Below are 20,107 nucleotides of genomic sequence, written 5' to 3' on the forward strand. Positions count from 1 at the left end.
GGTCGCCGCGTTCAAAACGGAGAACCGCGCCGAACGCGACAAACTAGAGTCTCATGAACGCAGATGCGGGTCATATGCACCGTCAAATCAATTCAGATAGCGCGGTTAGCGCCATTGCCGGCAAAACCTTCGAATATAGGCAGTCGCGCGCCGCATCGAAAATGAGCGTTTCATCGAAGCTACGCACGGTATCGATGAACAAGGTGTGCGAATTGGTTGGTTGTATTGCGCCACGCCACGATGATTTGATGACGGTCACTTTCCACTCTCGACAACGGAGATCGTCATGAGCACAGTGCTGGAGCAGCCGCAATCGCACGTCGATGGCCACCAGGAATTGCGGGTGCGCCGCTACAAGCCGTTGATCGGCGCAGTCATCGAGAACGTCGATCTGTCGAAGCCGCTCTCCGACGATAACCGTCAGGCATTGCGTCAGGCGCTTGTCGATCACGGTGTGATCTTTTTTCGTGAACAGACGCTGACGCCCGAGCAGCACGTGGCGCTCGCGCGCATCTTCGGCAATCCGATCCGCAAGAACATCTATTTGCCTGCCGTGGCGGGGTTTCCGGAAATCGAAGTCATTGCTCATAGCGACAAGACGCGCTCGGGCGGCACGGACAACTGGCATGTCGACGTGTCGTGGCAAGCCTCAACCGCCCAAGGCCACCGTGCTCCATGCACAGGAAATTCCCGAAGGGGGCGGCGGCGACACGATCTGGTCCTCGTCGGCGGCGGTCTACGATTTGCTGGACCCCGATCTGGCCCGCTACTTCGAAAAGCTGAGGGCGGTGAACACGTTCATCGCATCGCCGAAAAAGAGCGCGTTGTCGGAACTGCTGAGCGGCTATGACGTTCCAGAGGGCACGCAGGAAGACAGCGTCGAAGCAGGGCTGGCGCGCGTGCGCGACGCCGCGCAGAAATACCCGCCCATCGAAGTGCCCGTCATCAAGACGCACCCGGAAAACGGCCGCAAGCTCGTGTTCGTCAACGAAGGCCATACGAGCCATGTGCTGGGCGTCTCGAAGACGGCAAGCCAGAGCCTGCTCAATTACCTTTACGACCTGATCAAGACGCCCGAAGTGCAGGCGCGTTTCGAATGGCGCGCGGGCGATGTCGCGATCTGGGACAACCGGCAGGTGCAGCACTACGCCGCGCGCGACTATGGATCGGCGCGGCGGCGCATTCACCGCATCACGCTGGAACACGATGGCGTGTTCTGAGCACGCCTGAACGCGATACGTCACGCAACGCTCTTCTCGCACTTTTCACTACGGAACCTGTTCAATGAAGCGTCGTGTCTTTCACATGGGACGCCGCGTCGCGGCGCTCCTTGGCGCGAGCCTGATCGCAGCTGTTTCTGAAAGTCGTGCTGCCCGCTTCTGTACCCGCCGTGTTCACGGGTATCCGCGTGGCGGGCGCGTATTCGATCCTGGTGCTGATTGCGGCAGAAATGGTTGGGGCGAAGGCCGGACTCGGCTACCTCGTGAACTACTCGCAATTCACCTTCGAAATTCCGAAGATGTATGCGGGCATCGTCACGCTCGCGGTGCTGGGACTCGCGTTCAATCAGGCCGTGGTGGTTGCGGAGCGGCGGCTCACGGCCTGGCGGGGCGAAGACTGACACATAGCGGTATTACTGGCGACACGCAGCGAACGCTTCAGTCTCTCGCGCATGCGCCGAGCGAACGGGGCCGTGTGGCGTCGCAGAGCGCGATTGCTGCCAATGGATAAAGACGATTACGTACCGGACGTTTCGCGGCGCCATTCCCAAAGCACATCTCCTCATAAGCATTTCCGGATTCGATAGTAGGCCTGGCTCGCCGGTACTGATCCAATATGCGATTACCCTGGGGATGCGCCTGCATCGCGCGGGGTGTGACCATACGCACGCGTGCGCCGCGTACATGCCGAAGGAGCATTCATGAGTCTGGATATCTTCTGGTTTCTGCCGACCTCGGGCGATACCCGCTATCTCGGCAAATCCGATTTCGGCCGGCCGCCGACCAACGAATACATGCGTCAGATCGCCGTCACGGCGGAAGATCTGGGCTATGACGGCCTGTTGATTCCCACGGGCAGCAGTTGCCAGGACCCCTGGGTCACGGCGGCAAGCCTGATTCCCGTCACACAGCGCATCAAGCTGCTGGTCGCGCTGCGTACGTCGATCAGCGGCCCGACGGCGGCCGCACGTCAGGCGGCGACGCTCGATCAGGCCTTGCACGGGCGTCTGCTGCTCAACGTCGTGCCGGGCGGCGATGCGACCGAACTCGCCGCCGACGGCGTGTTCTACACCCACGACGAACGCTACGCGGCCGCCGACGAGTTTCTCGGTGTCTGGCGCGATCTGCTCGCGGGCGAGACGGTGGACTTCAAGGGCAAATACGTTCACGTCGAGCAGGCGCGCAACTTTCATCCGCCCGCGCAGCAGCCGCATCCGCCGCTGTACTTCGGCGGTTCTTCGCCGGCCGCGCACGAGCTCGCCGCCAAACACGTCGATGCGTATCTGACCTGGGGCGAGCCGCCCGCCGCGGTTGCCGAAAAGTTCGCCGATGTCCAGCGGCGCGCGGCGGCCTATGGCCGCAAGCTTCGACTCGGTGTCCGGCTGCATGTGATCGTGCGCGAAACCAATGACGAAGCATGGGCCGAAGCGGACCGCCTGATCAGCAAGCTCGATGACGAGGACATCCGCCGCGCCCAGGAAAACTACGCGCGGATGGACTCGGTGGGGCAGCGCCGCATGGCCGAGTTGCACGGCGGACGCCGCGACAAGCTGGAGATCAGTCCCAACCTGTGGGCGGGCGTCGGCCTCGTGCGCGGCGGCGCAGGCACGGCCCTCGTGGGCGACGCGCAGACCGTCGCGGCGCGGCTTCAGGAATACGTCGATGCGGGCGCCGATAGCTTCGTGCTGTCGGGCTATCCGCATCTCGAAGAGTCGATCCGTTTTGCGGAACTGGTGTTCCCGCTGTTGCCCGGCAAGAAGCCGGTGACGTTGCGCGATCAGGTGCTCACGGGCGGCGCCTTCGACGTGCGGGCCGGCAAGGTTTAACGGGAAGGTTGCCCGGCCATCGGCAGCATGCCGGCGACGCCGATCCACGCACCGTCTCGCGTTGAATCCGTCGAACGCCATAGCGACTCGCTGCTTCGAAGCTTGTTCTTGTACGCCACATGGCCGACGTGCTACGGCATGCCGTTTTTCTCTGATTCATGTCGACGCAGCGTGCGTCTGAAACGCCTGTGCCTGGAGCGTCAGGGAATCAGTCCGTGCGTTCGATACGCCCGCAGCGTTTCATCGAAAACCCGAATGTCGGAGCGGCCGCGCGCAATCAGCTGCGCCCCTTCGATTGCCGCGAAGATCGCCATCGCGCGGGCCTTGTTTGCTTTCTTGTCCTTTCGCCCGGCGTCGAGCGAAAGCAGGCGAGTCAGCCATTCGACGTTGATATCCATGAATCGCTGCACCTCGACCTTGACCTCCTCGGGAAGATCGTGATGCTCGGCAGCCATGATGCCGCTCAGGCACATACGGTTGTCGTTTTCGAGGGCGGCTCGAAACACCTTGATGTAGTGGTCGAAAGTCGCGCGCTCGCTCCTGTGCTCCTCTAACAATCCGTCCAGAAAGGCGACCGCGTCGTCGCTGTACTGCCGCGCGAGCGCCGCGCCGAGGTCGCCCTTGGTCGGGTAGTGATGGTGAACGGCGGGGCCCTTGATGCCGACTTCGTTCGCCACCTCGCGAATGCTGAGCGCGTTGTATCCGTGCGCCTGCACCATGCGGCGCGCAACCGCAAGGATGCGGCTTTTCGTGTCGGGAGTATCCATGCGCGCAATCATAGCAGATTGCTTACCAACTGATCGGTAAGCTTACTTATCGATAAGTAAGTCTTGACACGATACCTCGATCCTCTCTACGATTCGTTCGCACTTACTTAGCGGTTGGTAAGTTAACTTCGATCAAGGATCAGGTATGAAAATCTATGACATCCCCGGGTTTCCGAACCCATTGCGCATTCGCATCGTGCTGGCGGAGAAGCAGCTCGCTTCTCAGGTCGAGTTCATCAAGGTCGATCTGCCTGCGGCGGAACACAAACAGGCCGCGTTTTTGAAGATCAATCCGACAGGTACGGTGCCGGTGCTCGAACTCGACGATGGCACGCGAATCGCCGAATGTACGGCGATTACCGAGTATCTCGACAATCTGGACGGCAACCCGATCCTCACGGGCAAGACAGCACGCGACAAAGGCGTGATTCACATGATGCAAAAGCGCGCGGAGTCGGAGCTTATCGACCCCGTCGGCATTTACTTTCATCATGCGACAGATGGGTTGGGCGATGCGCTGCGCGAATTCAAGCAACCGCAGTGGACGGCTCGCGCCGAGTGGGGGACGCTTCAGGGCGAAAGGGCCGTCGCGGGCATGCGCTATTTCGATAGCGTGCTTGAAGCCCAGCCTTATGTCGCGGGCGATGCGTTTTCGATGGCGGACATCACCGTCTGGGCCGGGCTACTGTTTGCGCACTTCGCGAAGATCGAGGTGCCGGCCGATTGCAACGCGCTTCGTGCCTGGAAAGTCAAGGTCGATGGGCGGGCGTCGGTTGTGAATCCGGCGTAGAAGCCGATCAGGTTTTTCCGCAATCCTCGCTGAGGGTCGTCAGGACGTCGGCGTACCATGCACAGTTCAAGCCAAGGCTTTCGTCGACGTGCAGGTCACGCGTTCCCATGTCGAATGCGGTCGAATGAACGCCGAGAAGCCCCCAGGAGAGGTCATCGCGCTGTGCGCCCGTTCGATTCGATGAGCGGCGGATCACCACGGGTGCACCACTGGTCCCTCGATGGGTCCGTGCGTCGGTTATGAAACATCCCTTACCCTGGAAACGCAGGCCGAAGGTGGAAGCGACCACGCCGTGCCTGACGACCGGTAAGTGATGCAACGAGTCGTGAAAACTCAGGGGAAAACCGACGATCAGTACCGATGCGCCGATCGGGACGGAATCTCCAGACGTCACAATGTGTTCGGGACCGAAAGCACGGAAGACGGCGCCGCGGGGTAGTTGTGCGCGCGGAATTTCCAGAAGAGCGACGTCGATCTCGCCGCCCGTATCGGCTGCCTGACGCCACAGACTCATCCCCTCGACGTAAAGAGGCAAGGAAATCCACGCTGACGCGCCCAGATTGCTGGGGTCAACATGCATTTCCATCTCAAGGCGATCGGGAAAATGCTGACTGGGCGTGTCAGCCATCACGTGGCGGCTCGTTACCAGGAAGAGGCGATCTCCCCGCGCGAAAAGGAATCCACTTGCGCCGGTAAGTCGGCGCGTTCGCACAAAGGTTCGGACCTGGACGACGCTAAGCAACAAAGAGTCTGCCTGGACGTCCGACTGCACCTGTCGCTCTGGAACGGGCGCGCTGGATGCCAGCGTTCCTGCAGAGAGCAACTCATGTAGCGCATCTTGCTGCGGTCCTCGATACCCGTTGCCGGTCGTGTTGAGAAACGCGTCGACGGAAACATCAGATACAGCTCCGCCCGACGGGGCGTTGGCCACGTGTCGGACGAACGGCGCCTGCTGTTCTCCAGAGCACAGCAGCCAACGATCACCGTTAGGGCTACGGTAGATGAGAGTGGTATTCATTGTGCTCGATATAGGGCTACCGCCCAGTTAGTAGCGTGGTCCATCTGGCGACGGGTATAAAGATGACGAGCCAATCATCACTCGCGCGTGCTGGAAGGATGTCGGTACGACCGAAAAATGCGCGTGGTGGATGGTGAGGGGCGTGGCTTCAACGGGAATTGCTGATCCCAGTGTACGTTCGTCTGCGCGCTAAAAGGATGTCACGCCTGCAATAGGTGATCTTCGCTTATTTCAGCGCATCTTCCAGGTGATGTCACTCGCACCAGTTTCTCTGGCTTGACGCACGCACGTTACGGAAGCGTAATCGAGTGCTTGTCACCGGGCATGCAACGGAGCAGTCAGTTGAGGTGCAGCGGTAAGCGTTCGAGAAAGCGGATTTGATGCCGTGATCGGGTCGCAGGGCTACACGCCGGCTAACGCATCTCCAATAGGCACGTCTCCTCCGACAAAACCAATTACCTTGTTCACCAGGCGCGCCTTGAGCGCATCGAGAAGGACTTCGGCCACATCTTCACGCGCCACCGGGTCGCCCGCAGAGTCGACATCCGACACGACCTGGATGGTTCCGACCCCCGGCTCCATTGTGAGCGTGCCGGGGCGTAGCACAAGGTAATCCAGCCCGCTAGCAATCACGTAGTCGTCCGATTCGCGTTTCATTTGCGCGTAGTGTTGCAGTGCTTGCGGCGAGCGTTCCGGCGCGTACGCAAGCAATGCACTGACAACGACAAAAAGGCCCGCGCCGCTTTGCTTTGCGTAATCGACCGACTTGATGATCGAGTCGCGGTCGATCAGGCGTTCGTGCTCCGCGCCCTCGGTTTCAGCCGAGCCGGCGGCATAAATGACAGTATGGATACCGTTGAATACATGCGAGAAATCGCCAGACAGGTCGGCAATGAGCGGTCGCACGCCGAACCGCTCGAAAGCATCGCTTTTTGCCGCGTTGCGTATCAACGGACGGAACGGGATGGCGGAGGCATGCAATTTTTCGGCTACTAGCCGACCCGTTCTCCCGCTTGCGCCAATCAATAGAGTGCTCATGACATTTCTCCTGGAAGGATGCGTGCGTTGTAGCGTGTTTTCACAGTCTAGTATCAGAACGCGAAAGTCTTCTGTATCCATCAGCTTGGGGCAAGTCGCAACGGCGGGCGCAACCGCTACTCTTCGTCACCGGGTTTCTCTGGTTGCCGTCGGCGCAGTCTTCTGTGTAGTGCCAAACGTCGACAGTACAGTTTGCTAACGGTCATCTCTTCCCGGCTCGTGCGTAGTTATTTCGAGATTCTGCTCACTCGCGACCGCACGCGAGGCCTCGACTGGACGGCATCGTGGGCACGTGGCGCGGTGTTACCGCGAAGACCTTCCTTCTAACCGATTCAGTAATTCAGGTGGCTCGCGATGAAGCAAGATTTCGACACGTTTTGACAGAAACTGGAAAAGTGCCGCCCCTTCACCCTCGACTTAATCCCGTCGCTCGGAGGGGACGGTGCAAATAGCGATCAACGAATCGGTTAGCGCTCGGACTTCCCGATTTGGGAACTGGCGATGAACAAGCTGATGAGTCTGGACGGTCTGGTCGCCGGACGTCATTTTGACCGTGACGCGATGACTTTTTGTATGCGCTGGTATCTGGGCTACAAGCTCGGCCTGCGCGAGCTCGTCAAGTTGATGGCTGAACGAGGGATGCCGCTGCGCCCGCCGTATGAAATACCGTCCTGTCTGCTTGATAAGGTATCCTGCTTATACGGAATCTCTCAGCCGGTTTACCTATTTGCACCAGAAGCCTGCGAGCCATCTGCATATGTAGCACTGCCGCTGTTGGCTTAGAGCGAAAGGAAGTCGGCGAACTGAAGGAGTCGCGCGCAGTGTTCTGACTGCAGACGGGCGGCGCGCTTGCAGTGCCATGTATTCCATAATCATATAGATGAGCCATTATTCTTCATTGTAAAGGCATGGCGATCGCCGCTAGCATGGAGACTCCTGACTGCCCCTCAAGCATAAACCCGACAGGCTGATGGCGTCCGTGCGCGGCGTCGCCGCGCTGGACCAACGCGGAAGGGCCGAACCAACCAATCCATGATACGCAGCGTCGTCGAAGGCGCAGCGAGCGTGCGGAGGAGACTCGAACGTGAAAATGACCTTTCGCTGGTATGGCGACACCGACCCCGTGCCGCTCGCTTACATCCGTCAGATTCCGGGGATGGTCGGAGTCGTCTCAGCGATCTATGACGTGCCTGTGGGCGAGGTCTGGCCGATCGACAGGATCCTGTCGCTGAAAGAGAAGATAGAGGCTCACGGCCTGACGCTGGAGGTGATCGAAAGCGTGCCGGTGCACGAGGACATCAAGCTCGGCAAACCGACGCGCGACACGCTCATCGCCAACTACGGCCAGACACTACGTACCCTCGGCGCCTGCGGTGTGAAGGTGGTTTGCTACAACTTCATGCCGGTTTTCGACTGGACCCGCACCTCGCTGGAAATGCCCCTGCCTGATGGATCGACGACGCTCGCGTTCGACACGCAAGCGATCCGCGAACTCGACGTCAGCGACGGTATCCAGCTGCCCGGCTGGGACGCGAGCTATCGGCCCGAGCAATTGAAAGCCCTGTTGCACGACTACGAAGCGCTTGACGAAGCCGGTCTTTGGGCCAACCTCGACTACTTCCTGCGCGCGATCATTCCAGTCGCCAAAGAAGCAGGCGTCAAAATGGCGATCCACCCCGACGATCCACCGCGGCCGATTTTCGGGCTGCCGCGCATCGTGAAGAATCGCGCGGACCTGCAGCGCGTGCTCGCTATCGTCGACGATCCGGCCAACGGCCTGACGCTGTGTTCGGGGTCGCTGGGCGCGGACCTGCAGAACGATATTCCGGCACTGGTACGCGAGTTCGGCGCGCGTGGCCGGATTCATTTTGCGCACCTGCGTAACGTGAAAGCCGATGCGTCGGGCGATTTTCATGAGACCTCGCATCGCTCGGCCGACGGCTCGCTCGACATGGCGGAGATCGTCAAAGCCTATTTCGAAACCGGCTTTGAAGGCTATGCACGGCCGGACCATGGGCGAATGATCTGGGGCGAAACGGGCCGCGCGGGCTATGGGCTGTTCGACAGAGCGCTCGGTGCGGTGTATCTGAACGGCATCTGGGAAGGTCTCGCAAAACATCCGGCCGATCATGCGGCTGAGTAATGCAGCCCTGGCATCGCTCGCGACGCGCGCTGCTGGCGAAGTCGTCGTTCCCGCCTACGATCGCGCGAGCCTTGCACCAGGCATCGTCCATCTGGGCCTCGGGGCGTTTCATCGCGCGCACCAGGCCGTGTACACGGAGCACGCGTTGCGCGCTGGCGATCACCGCTGGGGCATCGTCGGCGTGTCGTTGCGAAGGGCGGACACGTCGGAGGCGCTTACTCCGCAGGATCTCCTGTATGCCTTGGATGTGCGCGACGGCGCCGCTGATTCGTTCCAGGTGATCGGTGCGCTGATCGCCTCGCTGGTCGCGCCGCAGTCGCCCGCCGCCGTGCTCGATGCGATGACCGATCCGCGCTGCCATATCGTCAGCTTGACGATCACCGAGAAGGGCTATTGCCGCAATCCGGCCAACGGCGCGTTGCAGTTCGATCATCCCGACATTGCCCATGATCTGCGCGAGGCCGCCGCGCCGCGTAGCGCGATCGGCTTCGTCGTACGCGCGCTGGCGCTGCGCCGCGCGGCAGGTCTGGGCCCGTTCACCGTGCTGTCGTGCGACAACCTGCCGTCCAACGGCGACACCATGCGCGCGTTGACGCTGGCGTTCGCGCGCCAAACGGATGCCGTGCTGGCCGACTGGATCGAGCAAGAGGGCGCATTTCCCAACACGATGGTGGACCGGATTGTGCCACTCACCACCGACGCCGATCGCGCGCGCGTCGCGAAGCAACTCGGCGCCGACGACGCCTGGCCGGTGATGACCGAGCCGTTCTCGCAATGGGTGATCGAGGACCGCTTCGCAGGACCGCGGCCGGCGTGGGAGGGCGCAGGCGCGATGCTCGTGCGTGACGCGCGTCCCTACGAGCAGGCTAAATTGCGGATGTTGAATGGTGCGCATTCGGCGCTCGCGTACCTCGGGTCGCTGATTGGCTATGGCACGGTCGATCAGGCGATCGGCGCGCCTGCGGTGCTGAATTTTGTCGAAAGCATGTTGCGCGACGAGGTGGAGCCGACGCTGTCGCGACCCGCTTTGGCCAGCTATCGCGCTGAACTGTTCACGCGTTTTCGCAACACCGCGCTCGATCACCGCTTGCAGCAGATCGCGACCGACGGCTCGCAGAAGTTGCCGCAACGCTGGTTGGAAAGCGTGCGCGCCAACCTGAAAAGGGGCGCGCCGACCGAACGTCTTGCCTTTGCGCTGGCCGGCTGGATCGCGTACCTCAGCGGTCAGGACGAGACAGGGCGCAATTACGCGATCGCGGATCCCCTCGCCGACACACTGACGGAAGCGGTCCGCGCGACCTTGCACGCGGATGCCGTTGATGCGGTACGAACACTGTTCGAAATCGAGTCGATTTTCGGATGCGATCTGCGTGCACATACGCGATTTGTCTCGCAAGTCGCACGCCATCTGGAAGCGATTCGCAAACAAGGCGTCGTCAAAGCGATGGGCGCTTTGGTCGCTTGAGGCCATCCACGTGTCAGCCGCGACCGCCCAGTTCTGCCGCTTGGCAAACCTGAATAATTGGAGGAAGACATGAGCGACCTGCTCGTCAAACCGTCGACGCATGCCGAAGACGGCCAGATCATCCACGTCACGCCAGCGAGCGCCGGCTGGAAATACGTCGGCTTCGACGTTTTCGACCTTAAGGTCGGCGCCACGGTCACGCGGGAGACGGGTGATCGCGAAGTCGTAGTCGTACTCGTTAAGGGCCACGCGATGGTCGGTTGCGAAGGGCTCGCGAGTCGCGCGATCGGCGCACGGATGACGCCGTTCGATGGCGCGCCGTGGTCCATGTATGTGCCGCCGCACACGCGCTACACGATCGTGGCGACAGACGACGTCGAACTCGGCATCTGCTCAGCGCCCGCGAAGGGCGGTCTGCCGCCGCGCTTCATTGCACCTGAGGAGGTCAAGCAGGAAACCCGCGGCGCGGGCGCCAACCTGCGTCACGTACGCCACATCCTGCCGGAAACCGAGCCGGCGGAGGGCTTGCTGGTCGTGGAATCGGTGACGCCCGCAGGCAACTGGTCGAGCTACCCGCCGCATCGGCACGATACCGACCATGGCGAACAGCAGACCTATCTCGAGGAAACCTATTACCACCGCGTCTCGCCGCCGCAGGGCTTCGCGATTCAGCGCGTCTACACCGACGACCGCACTCTCGACGAAACGCTCGCGGCGTACGACAAGCACGTCGTGCTGGTGCCGCGCGGCTATCACCCGGTTGCCGCGGCGCACGGCTACGACCTCTACTATTTGAATGTGATGGCGGGTCCGCGCCGCGCCTGGCACGTACACAACGAACCGGCGCATGAGTGGTTGCTACAGCCCGGCGCAAGCGTTGCGGTGGACGGCGCACGCTGAGTCCGGGCGCGGCATGTCAGTCGCTGTCGGCGTCGGGGCCTTGGGTGTCGAATCCGGCGGCCTCGCGCAGCGCTTGCAGCATCGCCCGCGCGCCCGGTGAGAGCCTGTCGCCGCGCCGTGTGACGATGCCGGCCGGTCCGAGCTTCAGATGGAGTTCGAACGGTAGCGGTTCGAGCGCGCCGGCAATGCAATACGGCCGCACCGGCTCGCGCGCAAGCGGCGCGATCATATCGCTCATCTGCAGCAGACTCGTGATGACAGGCAGGGACGAGCTCTCGACCACATCCGTCGGCAACGCGAGCTGCCGTTCGAGAAAAAGTTGCGTGAACTGATTGCGCATCACGTTGCCTTTGGGTGGCAGGATCCACGTTTGCGGCGCCAGTTCGTTCCAGCTCAGACTCTTGCGCTTGCCGAGCGGATGGCCAGCGCGTGCGAATAGCCCGTGCTGTGCTTCCGCCAGCGGGGCGTAGTGCAGTTCCGCGAGATCGTCTGGATTGCGGATTCGCGCGACGATCATATCCAGCTTGCCTTCCTGCAAACGCTGCACCAGCACCTCGCTGAACTCCATCTCGATGCTGATGCGAATCTGCGGAAAGCGCTTCTTGAGTAGCGCGACGGCCTTCGGCACGAGGTTGGTGGCGGCCGTGACCTCGGTGCCGATCATCGCCTGCCCGGTCAAGCCGGCTTTGAGCGCGGATACTTCGTCGTACGCGTGCCGCAACTCCGCCAGCACGCTGCGCGCATGGCGGATCAGCACCTCGCCGTACCAGTTGGGCTCGACACCGCGCGGATGCCGTTCGAACAACGGCACACCCATCGTCTCTTCCAGTTCCCGCAGCAACTTGGTCGCCGCTGGCTGGGTCATGTGCGCGGCGTCTGCCGCGCGCAATACCGAGCGATGAGTGTCGAGATGAACGATCAGGGCCAATTGGCGTGTCTTCAGACGCGTGGGGTCGAAGCGGCCCGTCGCGATGGCAGCCGTGCCGTCGTCAGGATGCATTGCCGAGGTCAAGATGTCGTCTCCATGTATTCCGTATTGATATAGATTTTTCGTTATTTTTCATTATAAAAGCATATCTATCGATTCTACTATGCAGAGGACGTCCTGCATTCCAAGGCGACCGGTTTCCCATCATGGGCATCGAGAACGGGCTGCATCCAGCATCCGAGCATGCAGCCGCACAGGAGACGAAAAGGCAATGAACATCCGTACCGCAAACATCCCGCCGGAAGGCATCACTACCGACGAGTTCCTCGGTCGCGTCGCCAAGGTCCGCAGCGCACTCGACAAGGCGGGCCTGGTCGGCCTGCTTGCTTTCGGCGATTGCTGGCGTGGCGCGAACATCAGCTACTTCACCGAGTTCCGTCCGCTCGACGGCGTATCAGACATTGCCAACGCGATCCTGCTGCTGTCCGTGGATGGCGACCCCGTGCTGTTCGTGTCGGATCAATGCTTCGACTACGCGACGAGCGTGACCGCCTTCGAGGTGCGTAGCCTGCGTGAAGTCACGCAACAGGTGCAGGCGTTTTCCGCGCGGCACGGCAGCGGTACGGTCGGCCTCGCCGGCGCCGCCTATATTCCCGCGGATTTGCTGCAGCGCCTGAATGCCGGTCTCGGCAAACTGAAGCTCGAGCCCACGATGGTGCTGGCCGAAATCAAGGCGATCAAGAGCGACGCCGAAGTGGCGCTGATGCGCAAAGCGGCCGCCTTGACCGATTCGGCGATGGCCGCGATTCGCGACGCGCTCGCCGACGGCCGCCCCTACACCGAGCGTGAACTCGCTCTCATCGCGGACCGCGCGATGCTCGCGGGAGGAGCGGAGCGGACCGCGTTCGATTCGATGGTGCAATCCGGTCCGCGCTCCGCGTATAACCTGGCGCGTCCCACCGACCGTATCCTGCAGCCGGGCGACCTGATCATGACCGACATCGGCGCCCGTTATCGTGGCTACGTCGCCGATGGCGGACGCGGTTTCACTTACGGTCCGGCGAGTCCCGAGAAGACGGCGATCGTCGCGGCAGCGGCGCGCGCAGTCGAAGCGGGGCTTGCCGCCGCGCGTCCCGGCATGGCGGCCATGGAACTGAACGCGGTGATCCAGCAGGCGCTGGTGAAGTCGAACTACGAGCAATACTCGAGCGAAGCGCGCGGCCATGGCACCGGTCACGGCACCGGCATGGACCCCGAAGAAGAAGCACCCTGGATCGGGCCGGGCAACAGGACCGTGCTGCAGGAAAACATGGTCTTCACCCTGAAGGCGACGATCACGGTGCCGAACGTCGGCGGTTTGCGCACGGAACGGATCGTGCGGTTGACCTCGGGCGGCGTCGAAACGCTCGACCAGTTCCCGATGGAACTGCACTGGTGAGCGCAGCGAATTAACCGTAACGTGCCGCCGAATCTGCGCCGCCCGCACCCAGCAGTTCAAGACATAGATTCCCAGAGAAGGGAGGAGACATGAATACATCGCCTGTATCGTCCGGCAACGCGCCTGTTATCAGCCGGTCGGCCGTCAACCGTGTGCTGGTCGCTTCGGTGGTCGGGACCGCCATCGAGTGGTACGACTTTTTTCTCTATGCCACCGCTTCCGCGCTGGTTTTCGCCAAGCTGTTTTTCCCCTCGTTCGATCCCGTGGTCGGCACCATCGCGGCGTTCGGCAGTTTTGCGGTCGGCTATCTCGCGCGGCCTTTCGGCGCCGTGTTTTTCGGGCACTTTGGCGATCGTATCGGACGTAAGGCGACGCTCGTCGCGACGCTGACGATCATGGGCGTCAGCACCTTCGTGATCGGCCTGCTGCCCACCTACGCCTCGATTGGCGTGTGGGCGCCGATTCTGCTGGTGGCGATGCGCTTCATGCAAGGGCTCGGCGTCGGCGGCGAATGGGGCGGCGCGGTGCTGATGGTGGTGGAAACGGCGCCCGCCAGGAAGCGGGGCTTTTTCGGCGCGTTTCCGCAATTGGGCGTGCCGCTCGGGCTGATGCTCTCGACCGCGGTGTTCAAAGCCGTGTCGAGTATGCCGTCGGACGCGTTCTTTTCATGGGGCTGGCGCCTGCCGTTCCTGCTGAGCGTCGCGCTGATCGCGATCGGCCTGTTCATCCGCCTGCGCGTCATGGAGTCACCGGTATTCGAACAGATCAAGGCGAGCAGGCAGGTCGTGAAGGCGCCGCTGATCGAATTGCTGCGCCGGCATCCGAAAGACCTCGTGCTGACGATCGGCACGCGCTTCGCGGTCGACATCACCTTCAACGTCATCAACGTGTTCGTGCTGGTGTATGGAACGACGCGGCTCGGCTTGTCGCGTGGGCTACTGCTGAACGCCATCATTGTGGGCTGCGCGTTTGCGCTGATCACGCTGCCGCTGTTCGGCAAACTGTCGGACGTGATCGGACGCCGGACCGTGTTCATGCTCGGCGCGGTGTTCGTCGCGATTTATGGATTCGCCTTCTTTCCGTTGCTCGAGACACGCAATCCGACCTTGATTTTCGTGGCGTACGCCTGCGGTATCGCGTTGAGCCAGGCATCGGTGTACGGCGTGCAATCGACGTGGTTCGCGGAACTGTTCGGTACGCGGGTGCGCTATACGGGGGCGTCGCTGCCGTATCAGATCGCCGGCATCATCACGTCAGGACCGACACCATTGATCGCCACCTATCTTTTCGCTACGTATGGCCAGACGCTGCCTATTTCGATCTATATCGCGGCAACGGGGGTGCTGAGTCTTGTGTGTGCGTTTTTCCTCGCGGAGACTTTCAGGCGGGATCTGTCCGCAGAGCCGGAAGATGAAGCGGCCGCAGCGCTGGGCGCGCGTGCTTCCGCGCACTCGCCGCATCCTTTGACGCGCTGAGCGCAAATCGATCCGGTTGCCATGCCGCGCTTGACCTGGCCGATCGGCCAGCCAAGGCCAAGCGCGGATCGGATACCAGCGCCACGGAAACGGCCCACCATGGCAGCACTGCGGTCGAGGGGGTGGTAGCGACAATGGCCGAGATCGATCAAAGTTCTGCGCGCATCGGCGACATAATCGCGATCATCGAAGGCATTGCGTTTCAGACCAATATCCTTGCCCTCAATGCGGCTGTCGAAGCCGCGCGTGCAGGTGAGCAGGGGCGCGGATTCGCGGTGGTGGCCTCCGAAGTGCGAACGCTGGCGCAGCGCTCGTCGTCGGCGGCCAAGGAAATCAAGGAACTGATCGAGACGTCGAGCGAAAAAGTGCAGGCCGGAGGCGCGCTGGTGAACCAGGCAGGCGGCCGCATGCAGGCAATCCTCACCAGTGTGAAGCGCGTGGCCGATATCATGGGCGAGATATCGGCCGCTTCTTCCGAGCAAAGCTCAGGTATTGAACAGGTCGCTCTCGCGGTAGCGCAGATGGATACGGCGACTCAACAGAATGCCACACTGGTCGAGCAGGCGGCGGCAGCGGCGCAGTTGCTCGAGCAACAGGCGGGGCAGTTGAAGGAAACGGTCGCGGTGTTTCGCCTCTAGCAGGCTGTTGAAATACCTCTCGCGCACGTCATCCGCACGGGAGGGGTAAGCGTTGACACGAAGCATCGGACAACACTGAGGCTGAAGCGATGCGCGGAGTGGACGGCCATACCGGGTCGATGTTCACGATGTCCAGACGGGATGACTTCGTTTCGGCCAATCACCCGTTGCGACCGGTTCGGCTGAGATTGAGCGATTATCCGTCAGCACGTAATTGACCAGCATCGTTGAAGAGAATGCCCAAACACTCGAGCGCAACCAGGTTCGAGCGAGTCTCGTCACGCCAGGCACCGCGAACTGCTCCCGCAGAGGCCGTCCATCTCAGCGACGGGCTCAAGGCCCGTCGCTTGAGGCAGATACAGGTGCGCCTGTGCTAGTGGTGTGCGTATAGCGGCAGGAATGGGTCTTTTGCTCGCGGTGAGCCTTCGCTCGATGGTCTCGGTTCACCGCCCGCCGCGACGGGTTGAGGACATTGTGGGATGTCAGTGCGGGGTGTCGCAAGACTCAGCATCTTTGCGAAGTCGTCCGCAGCGCTCACACGCGCGGTCAAATTGAGCTCCCCGTTGAGACCGAGCAGCTTGTCCGTCGTCTTCAGAATCGACGTGTGGTCATACTGCGAATGGTCAATGGTCCCGGCCGGAACGAAGGGGGAGACCACAATAGCAGGTACACGTACACCCAGCCTGTCAAAGCCGAAGTTGTGTGTCTTCAGGTGACCGTTCTCGGCCGAGCCGGGCGGTTCGGCAATGGGAGGTGTCACATGGTCAAAGAAGCCGCCGTGCTCATCAAAGACGATTAGCAGCACGCTGTTGGGCCAGAGGCTCGACTTGCTGATAGCGTCGTACACCTGCTTCACCAGCGCTTCTCCGCTGCGGACATCTCCGGCGGGATGCATCGAGTTGCCGTTGCGGAAGTCGTTCTTCGCATCGTACGTCGGTTCGATGTAGATGAATTTCTCGGTCAATGCGTTATTGGCGAGCCGAGACATGAGCGTATCCATCCCGACGAACCGGTTAAGGAGGTTTTGCATCCCGTGGATGCCGCGCGCCTGCGCGACGTCGCCCTGCACGATAAGCCAGTCCGACGCCTGTAGCTTTGAGAAAACCGTGCCATTCGGAAACGTGAAGAGTGGCGCGTTGAAGAAGATGGCTTCCACCACCTGCGCGTCGCTTGGCGAGTGGTCGAGTCCAGACGAGGTTCCGGCCACCGCAAAAAACCGATTTGGCCACGTCGGGCCCGGCATCGAGGCAAACCAGTTGTCGCACACCCCGAACTGGCTGGCCAGGAAATTCAGGACCGGAAGCTGGTCAGGTGTGAACGCGTTGAAGGCATCCCGCACTATGTCCGAATGGTCCTCATAAGTCGCGGCAAAGCCTGTCGTTGAAGTGTCCGTTGCAAAGGGCGGATAGCCAGTGACGCCGCACACGAAAGAGTCATTCCGCACCGTATCTCCGCTGGCGACCTGCAGCCCACACAGCTGAACGCAGGCGTCTGTGAATTCGTGACCGGGGTCGAAGCCGAGGGCGTACGGAGCTCCCTTACCCAAAGTGTACGAAGTCCCGGTTCTTCCGAAGTTGACGATGGGAGTGGAGGGCAGTCCGTTGGCGGTTGTTGCCTCGCCCGTCGGTGTTTTGCCTGTCAGGTTGGACCACCCGAACACACTGTCATAAGAACGGTTCTCAAGCATGAGAACGAAAACGTGCTGTATTGCCGCCATGTCTGACCTCGGAATGTTATTGCCCTGCGCCTTCCAGGTCGGCGCGCAGCCGACCTGGAATGGAACCCAGGCCGTTTTTGTTCAATTCGACTTCGCCCCAATTATTCTTGAGCTTGGCCGACTGAAACTTGTATATTTATATGTGGATTACGCGAAAACGCAATGAGGAATAGGCTCGATGCGGCGTGGTCCCGGTCAAAGTGGAAATGGCGTGCGGAGGCGTTCCAGCTCTGTGATGCGCAACGATCAAGTGCGTCGCCGTGAGTCGCGCGACGTGTTGTGTTACATGTGCGTAAAACCCGATCGCGCTTTGGCCGTCCGAATTGCTTCATCGAAAGACGAGGCGGTTGCCACATGGCGATGGTTCACCGTGACAAGCCATTGTTTGTCCCGCAGGCACCAGCGGATTTTTCCACTCTCCATCAATGCGGAGAACCATCGCCATACAGAGGCGTCCTCGGCGTTGGCGCATGCGGCGGCCAGTGTGCGAGCCTCGCGAAGGCGATGCATATCGATTGTTTGTGAAGCGAGTTTCATTGCGGGTGCCTAACGGGTCGCATGCGACAGGATCTGGTCGATGACAAGCTGGTTTCCAAGCGAGTTTTCCAGAGTGAATGCGATCGAATCACTGCGTTCAAGCAGGACAGAGCCGAAATTCTCGACCATCAACTGATACTGATCCACACCGCCGAAATCGAACGTTTCGACAACGCCGCTGGCATCGGTACGCAGTCTGATTTTCGCGTCGGCATAAACGCCCGCATTGAATGGCGCGTCCAGGGAAAGCCAGCCTTTGGAACCATGGAACACCATGTGTTGGCGCCGCGCAAGCTGCGTTCCGCAGTAGAAGTTCAGTCGAAAGCCCGGAAAGTCCAACGCGCAGATTGCAAGCTTGTCGGTGCCATAGCGCGGGTCGATGGTAATGTCGGCACGCACCGAGAGCGGTTCAAGGCCGGTTGCGATACGTGTTGTCACGACTGGGTAGACACCAATGTCTCGCACGCCACCGCCGCCAAGCGCGAGGTCGTTCTTGAGGGCTGCGGGGTCGTCGTTGAAATACGTGAACGAGCCTTCCACGAGTTCGAGATTGCCGAGCGAACCGTCCGCGATCCGATCGCGCACGAACGCCCATTGCGGATGATGCGCCACCATGAACGCTTCGGCGCAGACGAGTCCGGTCGCATCGCGAAGCGCGATGAGTTCCTGAACCTGAGCGGCGTTCATCGCGATTGGCTTCTCGCACAGCACGTGCTTGCCCGCGAGAAGTGCCTTTTTGCACCACTCGAAGTGACTGGCCGTCGGCAACGGGATATACACGGCATCGACTTCTTTGCTCGCAATGACTTCCTCGTAATTCACGCACGAGGCAGCTATGCCGTGCTTCGCCGCGAACGCTGCGGCACGCGCGCCATCGCGGGCAGCTACGCAGACTGCGCGGCCGTTGCTCGATCGCTCGATTGCGGGCACGACGAAATTGTCGGCGATTCTGGCGGCACCGAGCACGCCCCAGCGGATCATGTCCCTCATGGCTGTCTCCTCCCGTAATTGGTCAGGTTCATTAACACACCGTCTGAAGCCGCTCCGCGCAGACGCGAAGTACCTCATCCGCGTCCCGACGCCACCAGTTCTCTTTCGAAAATATCTCGACCTCGACCAACCCATCGTATCCATTGTGTTCGACGCCTTCACGCAGTGCCGATAGGTCGACGACGCCGTCGCCCATCATGCCGCGGTCGAGCAGCAGGTCGCGCGTTTCGCGCAGCCAGTCGCATACATGGAACGCGAGAATCCGCTCGCTGCGGCCAGCCGCCGCGAGCGACGCCTGCAACGCGGGGTCCCACCAGCAGTGGTAAGCGTCGACAGCCACCCCGAGAAAGCCAGAGCGTTCGGGATCGAGCGCGTCGCATATGTCGAGTGCCTGCGCGAGCGTGTTGAGCACTGCCCGGTCTGCCGCATACATAGGATGGAGCGGTTCGAGCGCGAGCGGGACATTGAACTCGCGTGCCGTTTCCAGCAACTCCTCGATGCCATCGGAGGCCTGCGCGCGCGCTCCGCTCAAATCGCGGCTCCCTTCAGGCAAGCCGCCGATCACCATCACGAAGCACCGTGCGCCGAGCGTTGCAGCATCGCGCAGGGCAGACTTGTTGTCATCGATGTTCGCTTTGAACTGCGCTCGCGTCGCAGCCGGCAAGTATGTCGAACGGCAATAGCCGGTGACGGTCAGATCGAGCGCCTTGATCTGCTTCGCGATCCCGGCAACGTTCGCTTTCTCCACTTCATGACGCCATGGCGCAATGCCGCCGAATCCCGCGCTGGCGATCCGGTCAATCGTGCGGCTGAGCGATTCGCGGTGCCCGAGCGTTGCGGTGTTGATGGAGCAGAGGTCGAGTCTTCCTTTCAGGTTTCTCATGATTGTCCAGATTGATATCGAAGACGAGCAGTCCATGAACGCCGCCTTCCAGTGCTTCGATGAGCCGCGCAACGATCGCGCGATGAGTCGGATGCGCGAGGTAGTTAAAACACTCGTCGCGGCTTTCGAAATCCATCATGAAGCCATCGGCAAGGTTCAGACCGTATCCTTCTGGCGAGATGTTTGGTCCGCATTGAAAGTTCGTAAATGCGATCTCAGGTATTTCCACAAGCCGCCTGATCTGCTCGAAGAAGGCGAGGCGACTGTGCGCCGCCACTTCACTGCGGAATCGGCATAGCACGATGTGTCGCACGGGCCCGTTTGAGTGGGTCAT

At 61.2% G+C, this 20,107-nt stretch carries 19 protein-coding genes and 3 pseudogenes; 12 read left to right on the forward strand and 10 right to left on the reverse strand.

All coding sequences use genetic code 11. The annotated features are described in order from the left end of the window. Window positions 1-82: 82 nt before the first annotated feature. A complete protein-coding gene (locus tag KFO72_RS02305) occupies window positions 83-259 on the reverse strand; it encodes a hypothetical protein (RefSeq protein WP_176053494.1) in 177 nt (58 codons plus the stop codon). A 27-nt stretch (window positions 260-286) separates the two neighbouring features. Between KFO72_RS02305 and KFO72_RS41945 the strand changes: the two are divergent. The 4 genes and pseudogenes from KFO72_RS41945 to ssuD all read left to right on the forward strand — a co-directional run. Continuing rightward, a pseudogene (locus tag KFO72_RS41945) lies at window positions 287-586 on the forward strand (TauD/TfdA dioxygenase family protein); the annotation flags it as partial. Between the two features lie 40 nt (window positions 587-626). Next, window positions 627-1,220, forward strand: coding sequence for a TauD/TfdA dioxygenase family protein (locus KFO72_RS41950; protein WP_263627253.1), 594 nt, complete (start codon window positions 627-629; stop codon window positions 1,218-1,220). Between the two features lie 128 nt (window positions 1,221-1,348). Next, a pseudogene (locus KFO72_RS02315) lies at window positions 1,349-1,621 on the forward strand (ABC transporter permease); the annotation flags it as partial. Between the two features lie 300 nt (window positions 1,622-1,921). After that, window positions 1,922-3,046 (forward strand): FMNH2-dependent alkanesulfonate monooxygenase, encoded by a 1,125-nt coding sequence (gene ssuD / locus KFO72_RS02320; protein ID WP_060610395.1) that lies wholly within the window; start codon window positions 1,922-1,924, stop codon window positions 3,044-3,046. Window positions 3,047-3,246: 200 nt separating this feature from the next. Here ssuD and KFO72_RS02325 read toward each other — a convergent pair whose 3' ends face one another. Beyond that, window positions 3,247-3,825 (reverse strand): TetR/AcrR family transcriptional regulator, encoded by a 579-nt coding sequence (locus tag KFO72_RS02325; RefSeq protein ID WP_054932084.1) that lies wholly within the window; start codon window positions 3,823-3,825, stop codon window positions 3,247-3,249. 133 nt (window positions 3,826-3,958) lie between these two features. Here KFO72_RS02325 and KFO72_RS02330 point away from each other — a divergent pair, with 133 nt between their 5' ends. Continuing rightward, window positions 3,959-4,603, forward strand: a complete 645-nt coding sequence (locus KFO72_RS02330; protein ID WP_225031296.1) for a glutathione S-transferase family protein — start codon at window positions 3,959-3,961, stop codon at window positions 4,601-4,603. 7 nt (window positions 4,604-4,610) lie between these two features. Here KFO72_RS02330 and KFO72_RS02335 read toward each other — a convergent pair whose 3' ends face one another. Together KFO72_RS02335 and KFO72_RS02340 are read right to left on the reverse strand one after the other, a co-directional pair. Beyond that, entirely contained in the window at window positions 4,611-5,621 is a 1,011-nt protein-coding gene (locus tag KFO72_RS02335) for a trypsin-like peptidase domain-containing protein (RefSeq protein WP_225031297.1), read from the reverse strand. Window positions 5,622-6,023: 402 nt separating this feature from the next. Further along, window positions 6,024-6,659 carry an SDR family oxidoreductase gene (locus KFO72_RS02340; protein WP_225031298.1) on the reverse strand — a complete coding sequence of 212 codons (636 nt, stop codon included), beginning with the start codon at window positions 6,657-6,659 and terminating at the stop codon, window positions 6,024-6,026. A gap of 501 nt (window positions 6,660-7,160) precedes the next feature. On the opposite strand from KFO72_RS02340, the gene KFO72_RS02345 reads away from it, so the two are divergent. The 4 genes from KFO72_RS02345 (at window position 7,161) to iolB (ending at window position 11,167) form a co-directional block, all read left to right on the forward strand. Beyond that, a complete protein-coding gene (locus tag KFO72_RS02345) occupies window positions 7,161-7,442 on the forward strand; it encodes a hypothetical protein (protein WP_225031299.1) in 282 nt (93 codons plus the stop codon). A 301-nt stretch (window positions 7,443-7,743) separates the two neighbouring features. Beyond that, window positions 7,744-8,802, forward strand: coding sequence for a mannonate dehydratase (gene uxuA / locus KFO72_RS02350; protein WP_225031300.1), 1,059 nt, complete (start codon window positions 7,744-7,746; stop codon window positions 8,800-8,802). Then, window positions 8,789-10,267 (forward strand): mannitol dehydrogenase family protein, encoded by a 1,479-nt coding sequence (locus tag KFO72_RS02355; RefSeq protein ID WP_225031301.1) that lies wholly within the window; start codon window positions 8,789-8,791, stop codon window positions 10,265-10,267. Before uxuA ends, KFO72_RS02355 begins: the two co-directional genes overlap by 14 nt. A gap of 69 nt (window positions 10,268-10,336) precedes the next feature. After that, on the forward strand, window positions 10,337-11,167 hold the full coding sequence (gene iolB / locus KFO72_RS02360) for a 5-deoxy-glucuronate isomerase (RefSeq protein ID WP_225031302.1): 831 nt from the start codon (window positions 10,337-10,339) through the stop codon (window positions 11,165-11,167). Window positions 11,168-11,183: 16 nt separating this feature from the next. Here iolB and KFO72_RS02365 read toward each other — a convergent pair whose 3' ends face one another. Next, window positions 11,184-12,179: a LysR substrate-binding domain-containing protein gene (locus tag KFO72_RS02365; protein ID WP_060607907.1), complete on the reverse strand. Its 996-nt coding sequence runs from the start codon at window positions 12,177-12,179 to the stop codon at window positions 11,184-11,186. A gap of 187 nt (window positions 12,180-12,366) precedes the next feature. Between KFO72_RS02365 and KFO72_RS02370 the strand changes: the two genes are divergently transcribed. The 3 genes and pseudogenes from KFO72_RS02370 to KFO72_RS02380 all read left to right on the forward strand — a co-directional run. Continuing rightward, entirely contained in the window at window positions 12,367-13,533 is a 1,167-nt protein-coding gene (locus KFO72_RS02370; protein WP_176053487.1) for a M24 family metallopeptidase, read from the forward strand. A gap of 89 nt (window positions 13,534-13,622) precedes the next feature. After that, the gene (locus KFO72_RS02375; RefSeq protein WP_176053486.1) at window positions 13,623-15,008 is read left to right on the forward strand and encodes an MFS transporter; all 1,386 of its coding nucleotides are present in this window, start codon (window positions 13,623-13,625) and stop codon (window positions 15,006-15,008) included. Window positions 15,009-15,085: 77 nt separating this feature from the next. Then, a pseudogene (locus KFO72_RS02380) lies at window positions 15,086-15,646 on the forward strand (methyl-accepting chemotaxis protein); the annotation flags it as partial. Between the two features lie 373 nt (window positions 15,647-16,019). Here KFO72_RS02380 and KFO72_RS02385 read toward each other — a convergent pair. The 5 genes from KFO72_RS02385 to KFO72_RS42395 all read right to left on the reverse strand — a co-directional run bounded on the left by KFO72_RS02385 (window position 16,020) and on the right by KFO72_RS42395 (window position 20,107). Continuing rightward, window positions 16,020-17,363 (reverse strand): alkaline phosphatase family protein, encoded by a 1,344-nt coding sequence (locus KFO72_RS02385; protein WP_225031303.1) that lies wholly within the window; start codon window positions 17,361-17,363, stop codon window positions 16,020-16,022. A 282-nt stretch (window positions 17,364-17,645) separates the two neighbouring features. Next, on the reverse strand, window positions 17,646-17,900 hold the full coding sequence (locus KFO72_RS02390; protein WP_225031304.1) for a hypothetical protein: 255 nt from the start codon (window positions 17,898-17,900) through the stop codon (window positions 17,646-17,648). Between the two features lie 9 nt (window positions 17,901-17,909). Then, window positions 17,910-18,968 (reverse strand): Gfo/Idh/MocA family protein, encoded by a 1,059-nt coding sequence (locus tag KFO72_RS02395; protein WP_225031305.1) that lies wholly within the window; start codon window positions 18,966-18,968, stop codon window positions 17,910-17,912. Next, complete coding sequence (locus KFO72_RS02400) at window positions 18,922-19,773, reverse strand: sugar phosphate isomerase/epimerase family protein (protein WP_225031306.1); 852 nt, start codon at window positions 19,771-19,773, stop codon at window positions 18,922-18,924. Before KFO72_RS02400 ends, KFO72_RS02395 begins: the two co-directional genes overlap by 47 nt. Next, window positions 19,688-20,107 (reverse strand): Dabb family protein, encoded by a 420-nt coding sequence (locus KFO72_RS42395; RefSeq protein ID WP_082433897.1) that lies wholly within the window; start codon window positions 20,105-20,107, stop codon window positions 19,688-19,690. Before KFO72_RS42395 ends, KFO72_RS02400 begins: the two co-directional genes overlap by 86 nt.

Source organism: Paraburkholderia sp. XV (genome assembly GCF_020177535.1).
In the GTDB taxonomy this organism is placed as follows: domain Bacteria; phylum Pseudomonadota; class Gammaproteobacteria; order Burkholderiales; family Burkholderiaceae; genus Paraburkholderia; species Paraburkholderia caribensis.

Excerpts from the sequence above, each read along its gene's own strand:
- KFO72_RS41950 (WP_263627253.1), top strand. The coding sequence starts at position 627 with ATGTCGACGTGTCGTGGCAAGCCTCAACCGCCCAAGGCCACCGTGCTC.
- ssuD (WP_060610395.1), top strand. The coding sequence starts at position 1,922 with ATGAGTCTGGATATCTTCTGGTTTCTGCCGACCTCGGGCGATACCCGC.
- KFO72_RS02325 (WP_054932084.1), bottom strand. The coding sequence starts at position 3,825 with ATGATTGCGCGCATGGATACTCCCGACACGAAAAGCCGCATCCTTGCG.
- KFO72_RS02330 (WP_225031296.1), top strand. The coding sequence starts at position 3,959 with ATGAAAATCTATGACATCCCCGGGTTTCCGAACCCATTGCGCATTCGC.
- KFO72_RS02335 (WP_225031297.1), bottom strand. The coding sequence starts at position 5,621 with ATGAATACCACTCTCATCTACCGTAGCCCTAACGGTGATCGTTGGCTG.
- KFO72_RS02340 (WP_225031298.1), bottom strand. The coding sequence starts at position 6,659 with ATGAGCACTCTATTGATTGGCGCAAGCGGGAGAACGGGTCGGCTAGTA.
- KFO72_RS02345 (WP_225031299.1), top strand. The coding sequence starts at position 7,161 with ATGAACAAGCTGATGAGTCTGGACGGTCTGGTCGCCGGACGTCATTTT.
- KFO72_RS02355 (WP_225031301.1), top strand. The coding sequence starts at position 8,789 with ATGCGGCTGAGTAATGCAGCCCTGGCATCGCTCGCGACGCGCGCTGCT.
- iolB (WP_225031302.1), top strand. The coding sequence starts at position 10,337 with ATGAGCGACCTGCTCGTCAAACCGTCGACGCATGCCGAAGACGGCCAG.
- KFO72_RS02370 (WP_176053487.1), top strand. The coding sequence starts at position 12,367 with ATGAACATCCGTACCGCAAACATCCCGCCGGAAGGCATCACTACCGAC.
- KFO72_RS02375 (WP_176053486.1), top strand. The coding sequence starts at position 13,623 with ATGAATACATCGCCTGTATCGTCCGGCAACGCGCCTGTTATCAGCCGG.
- KFO72_RS02385 (WP_225031303.1), bottom strand. The coding sequence starts at position 17,363 with ATGGCGGCAATACAGCACGTTTTCGTTCTCATGCTTGAGAACCGTTCT.
- KFO72_RS02390 (WP_225031304.1), bottom strand. The coding sequence starts at position 17,900 with ATGAAACTCGCTTCACAAACAATCGATATGCATCGCCTTCGCGAGGCT.
- KFO72_RS02395 (WP_225031305.1), bottom strand. The coding sequence starts at position 18,968 with ATGAGGTACTTCGCGTCTGCGCGGAGCGGCTTCAGACGGTGTGTTAAT.
- KFO72_RS02400 (WP_225031306.1), bottom strand. The coding sequence starts at position 19,773 with ATGAGAAACCTGAAAGGAAGACTCGACCTCTGCTCCATCAACACCGCA.
- KFO72_RS42395 (WP_082433897.1), bottom strand. The coding sequence starts at position 20,107 with ATGACCCACTCAAACGGGCCCGTGCGACACATCGTGCTATGCCGATTC.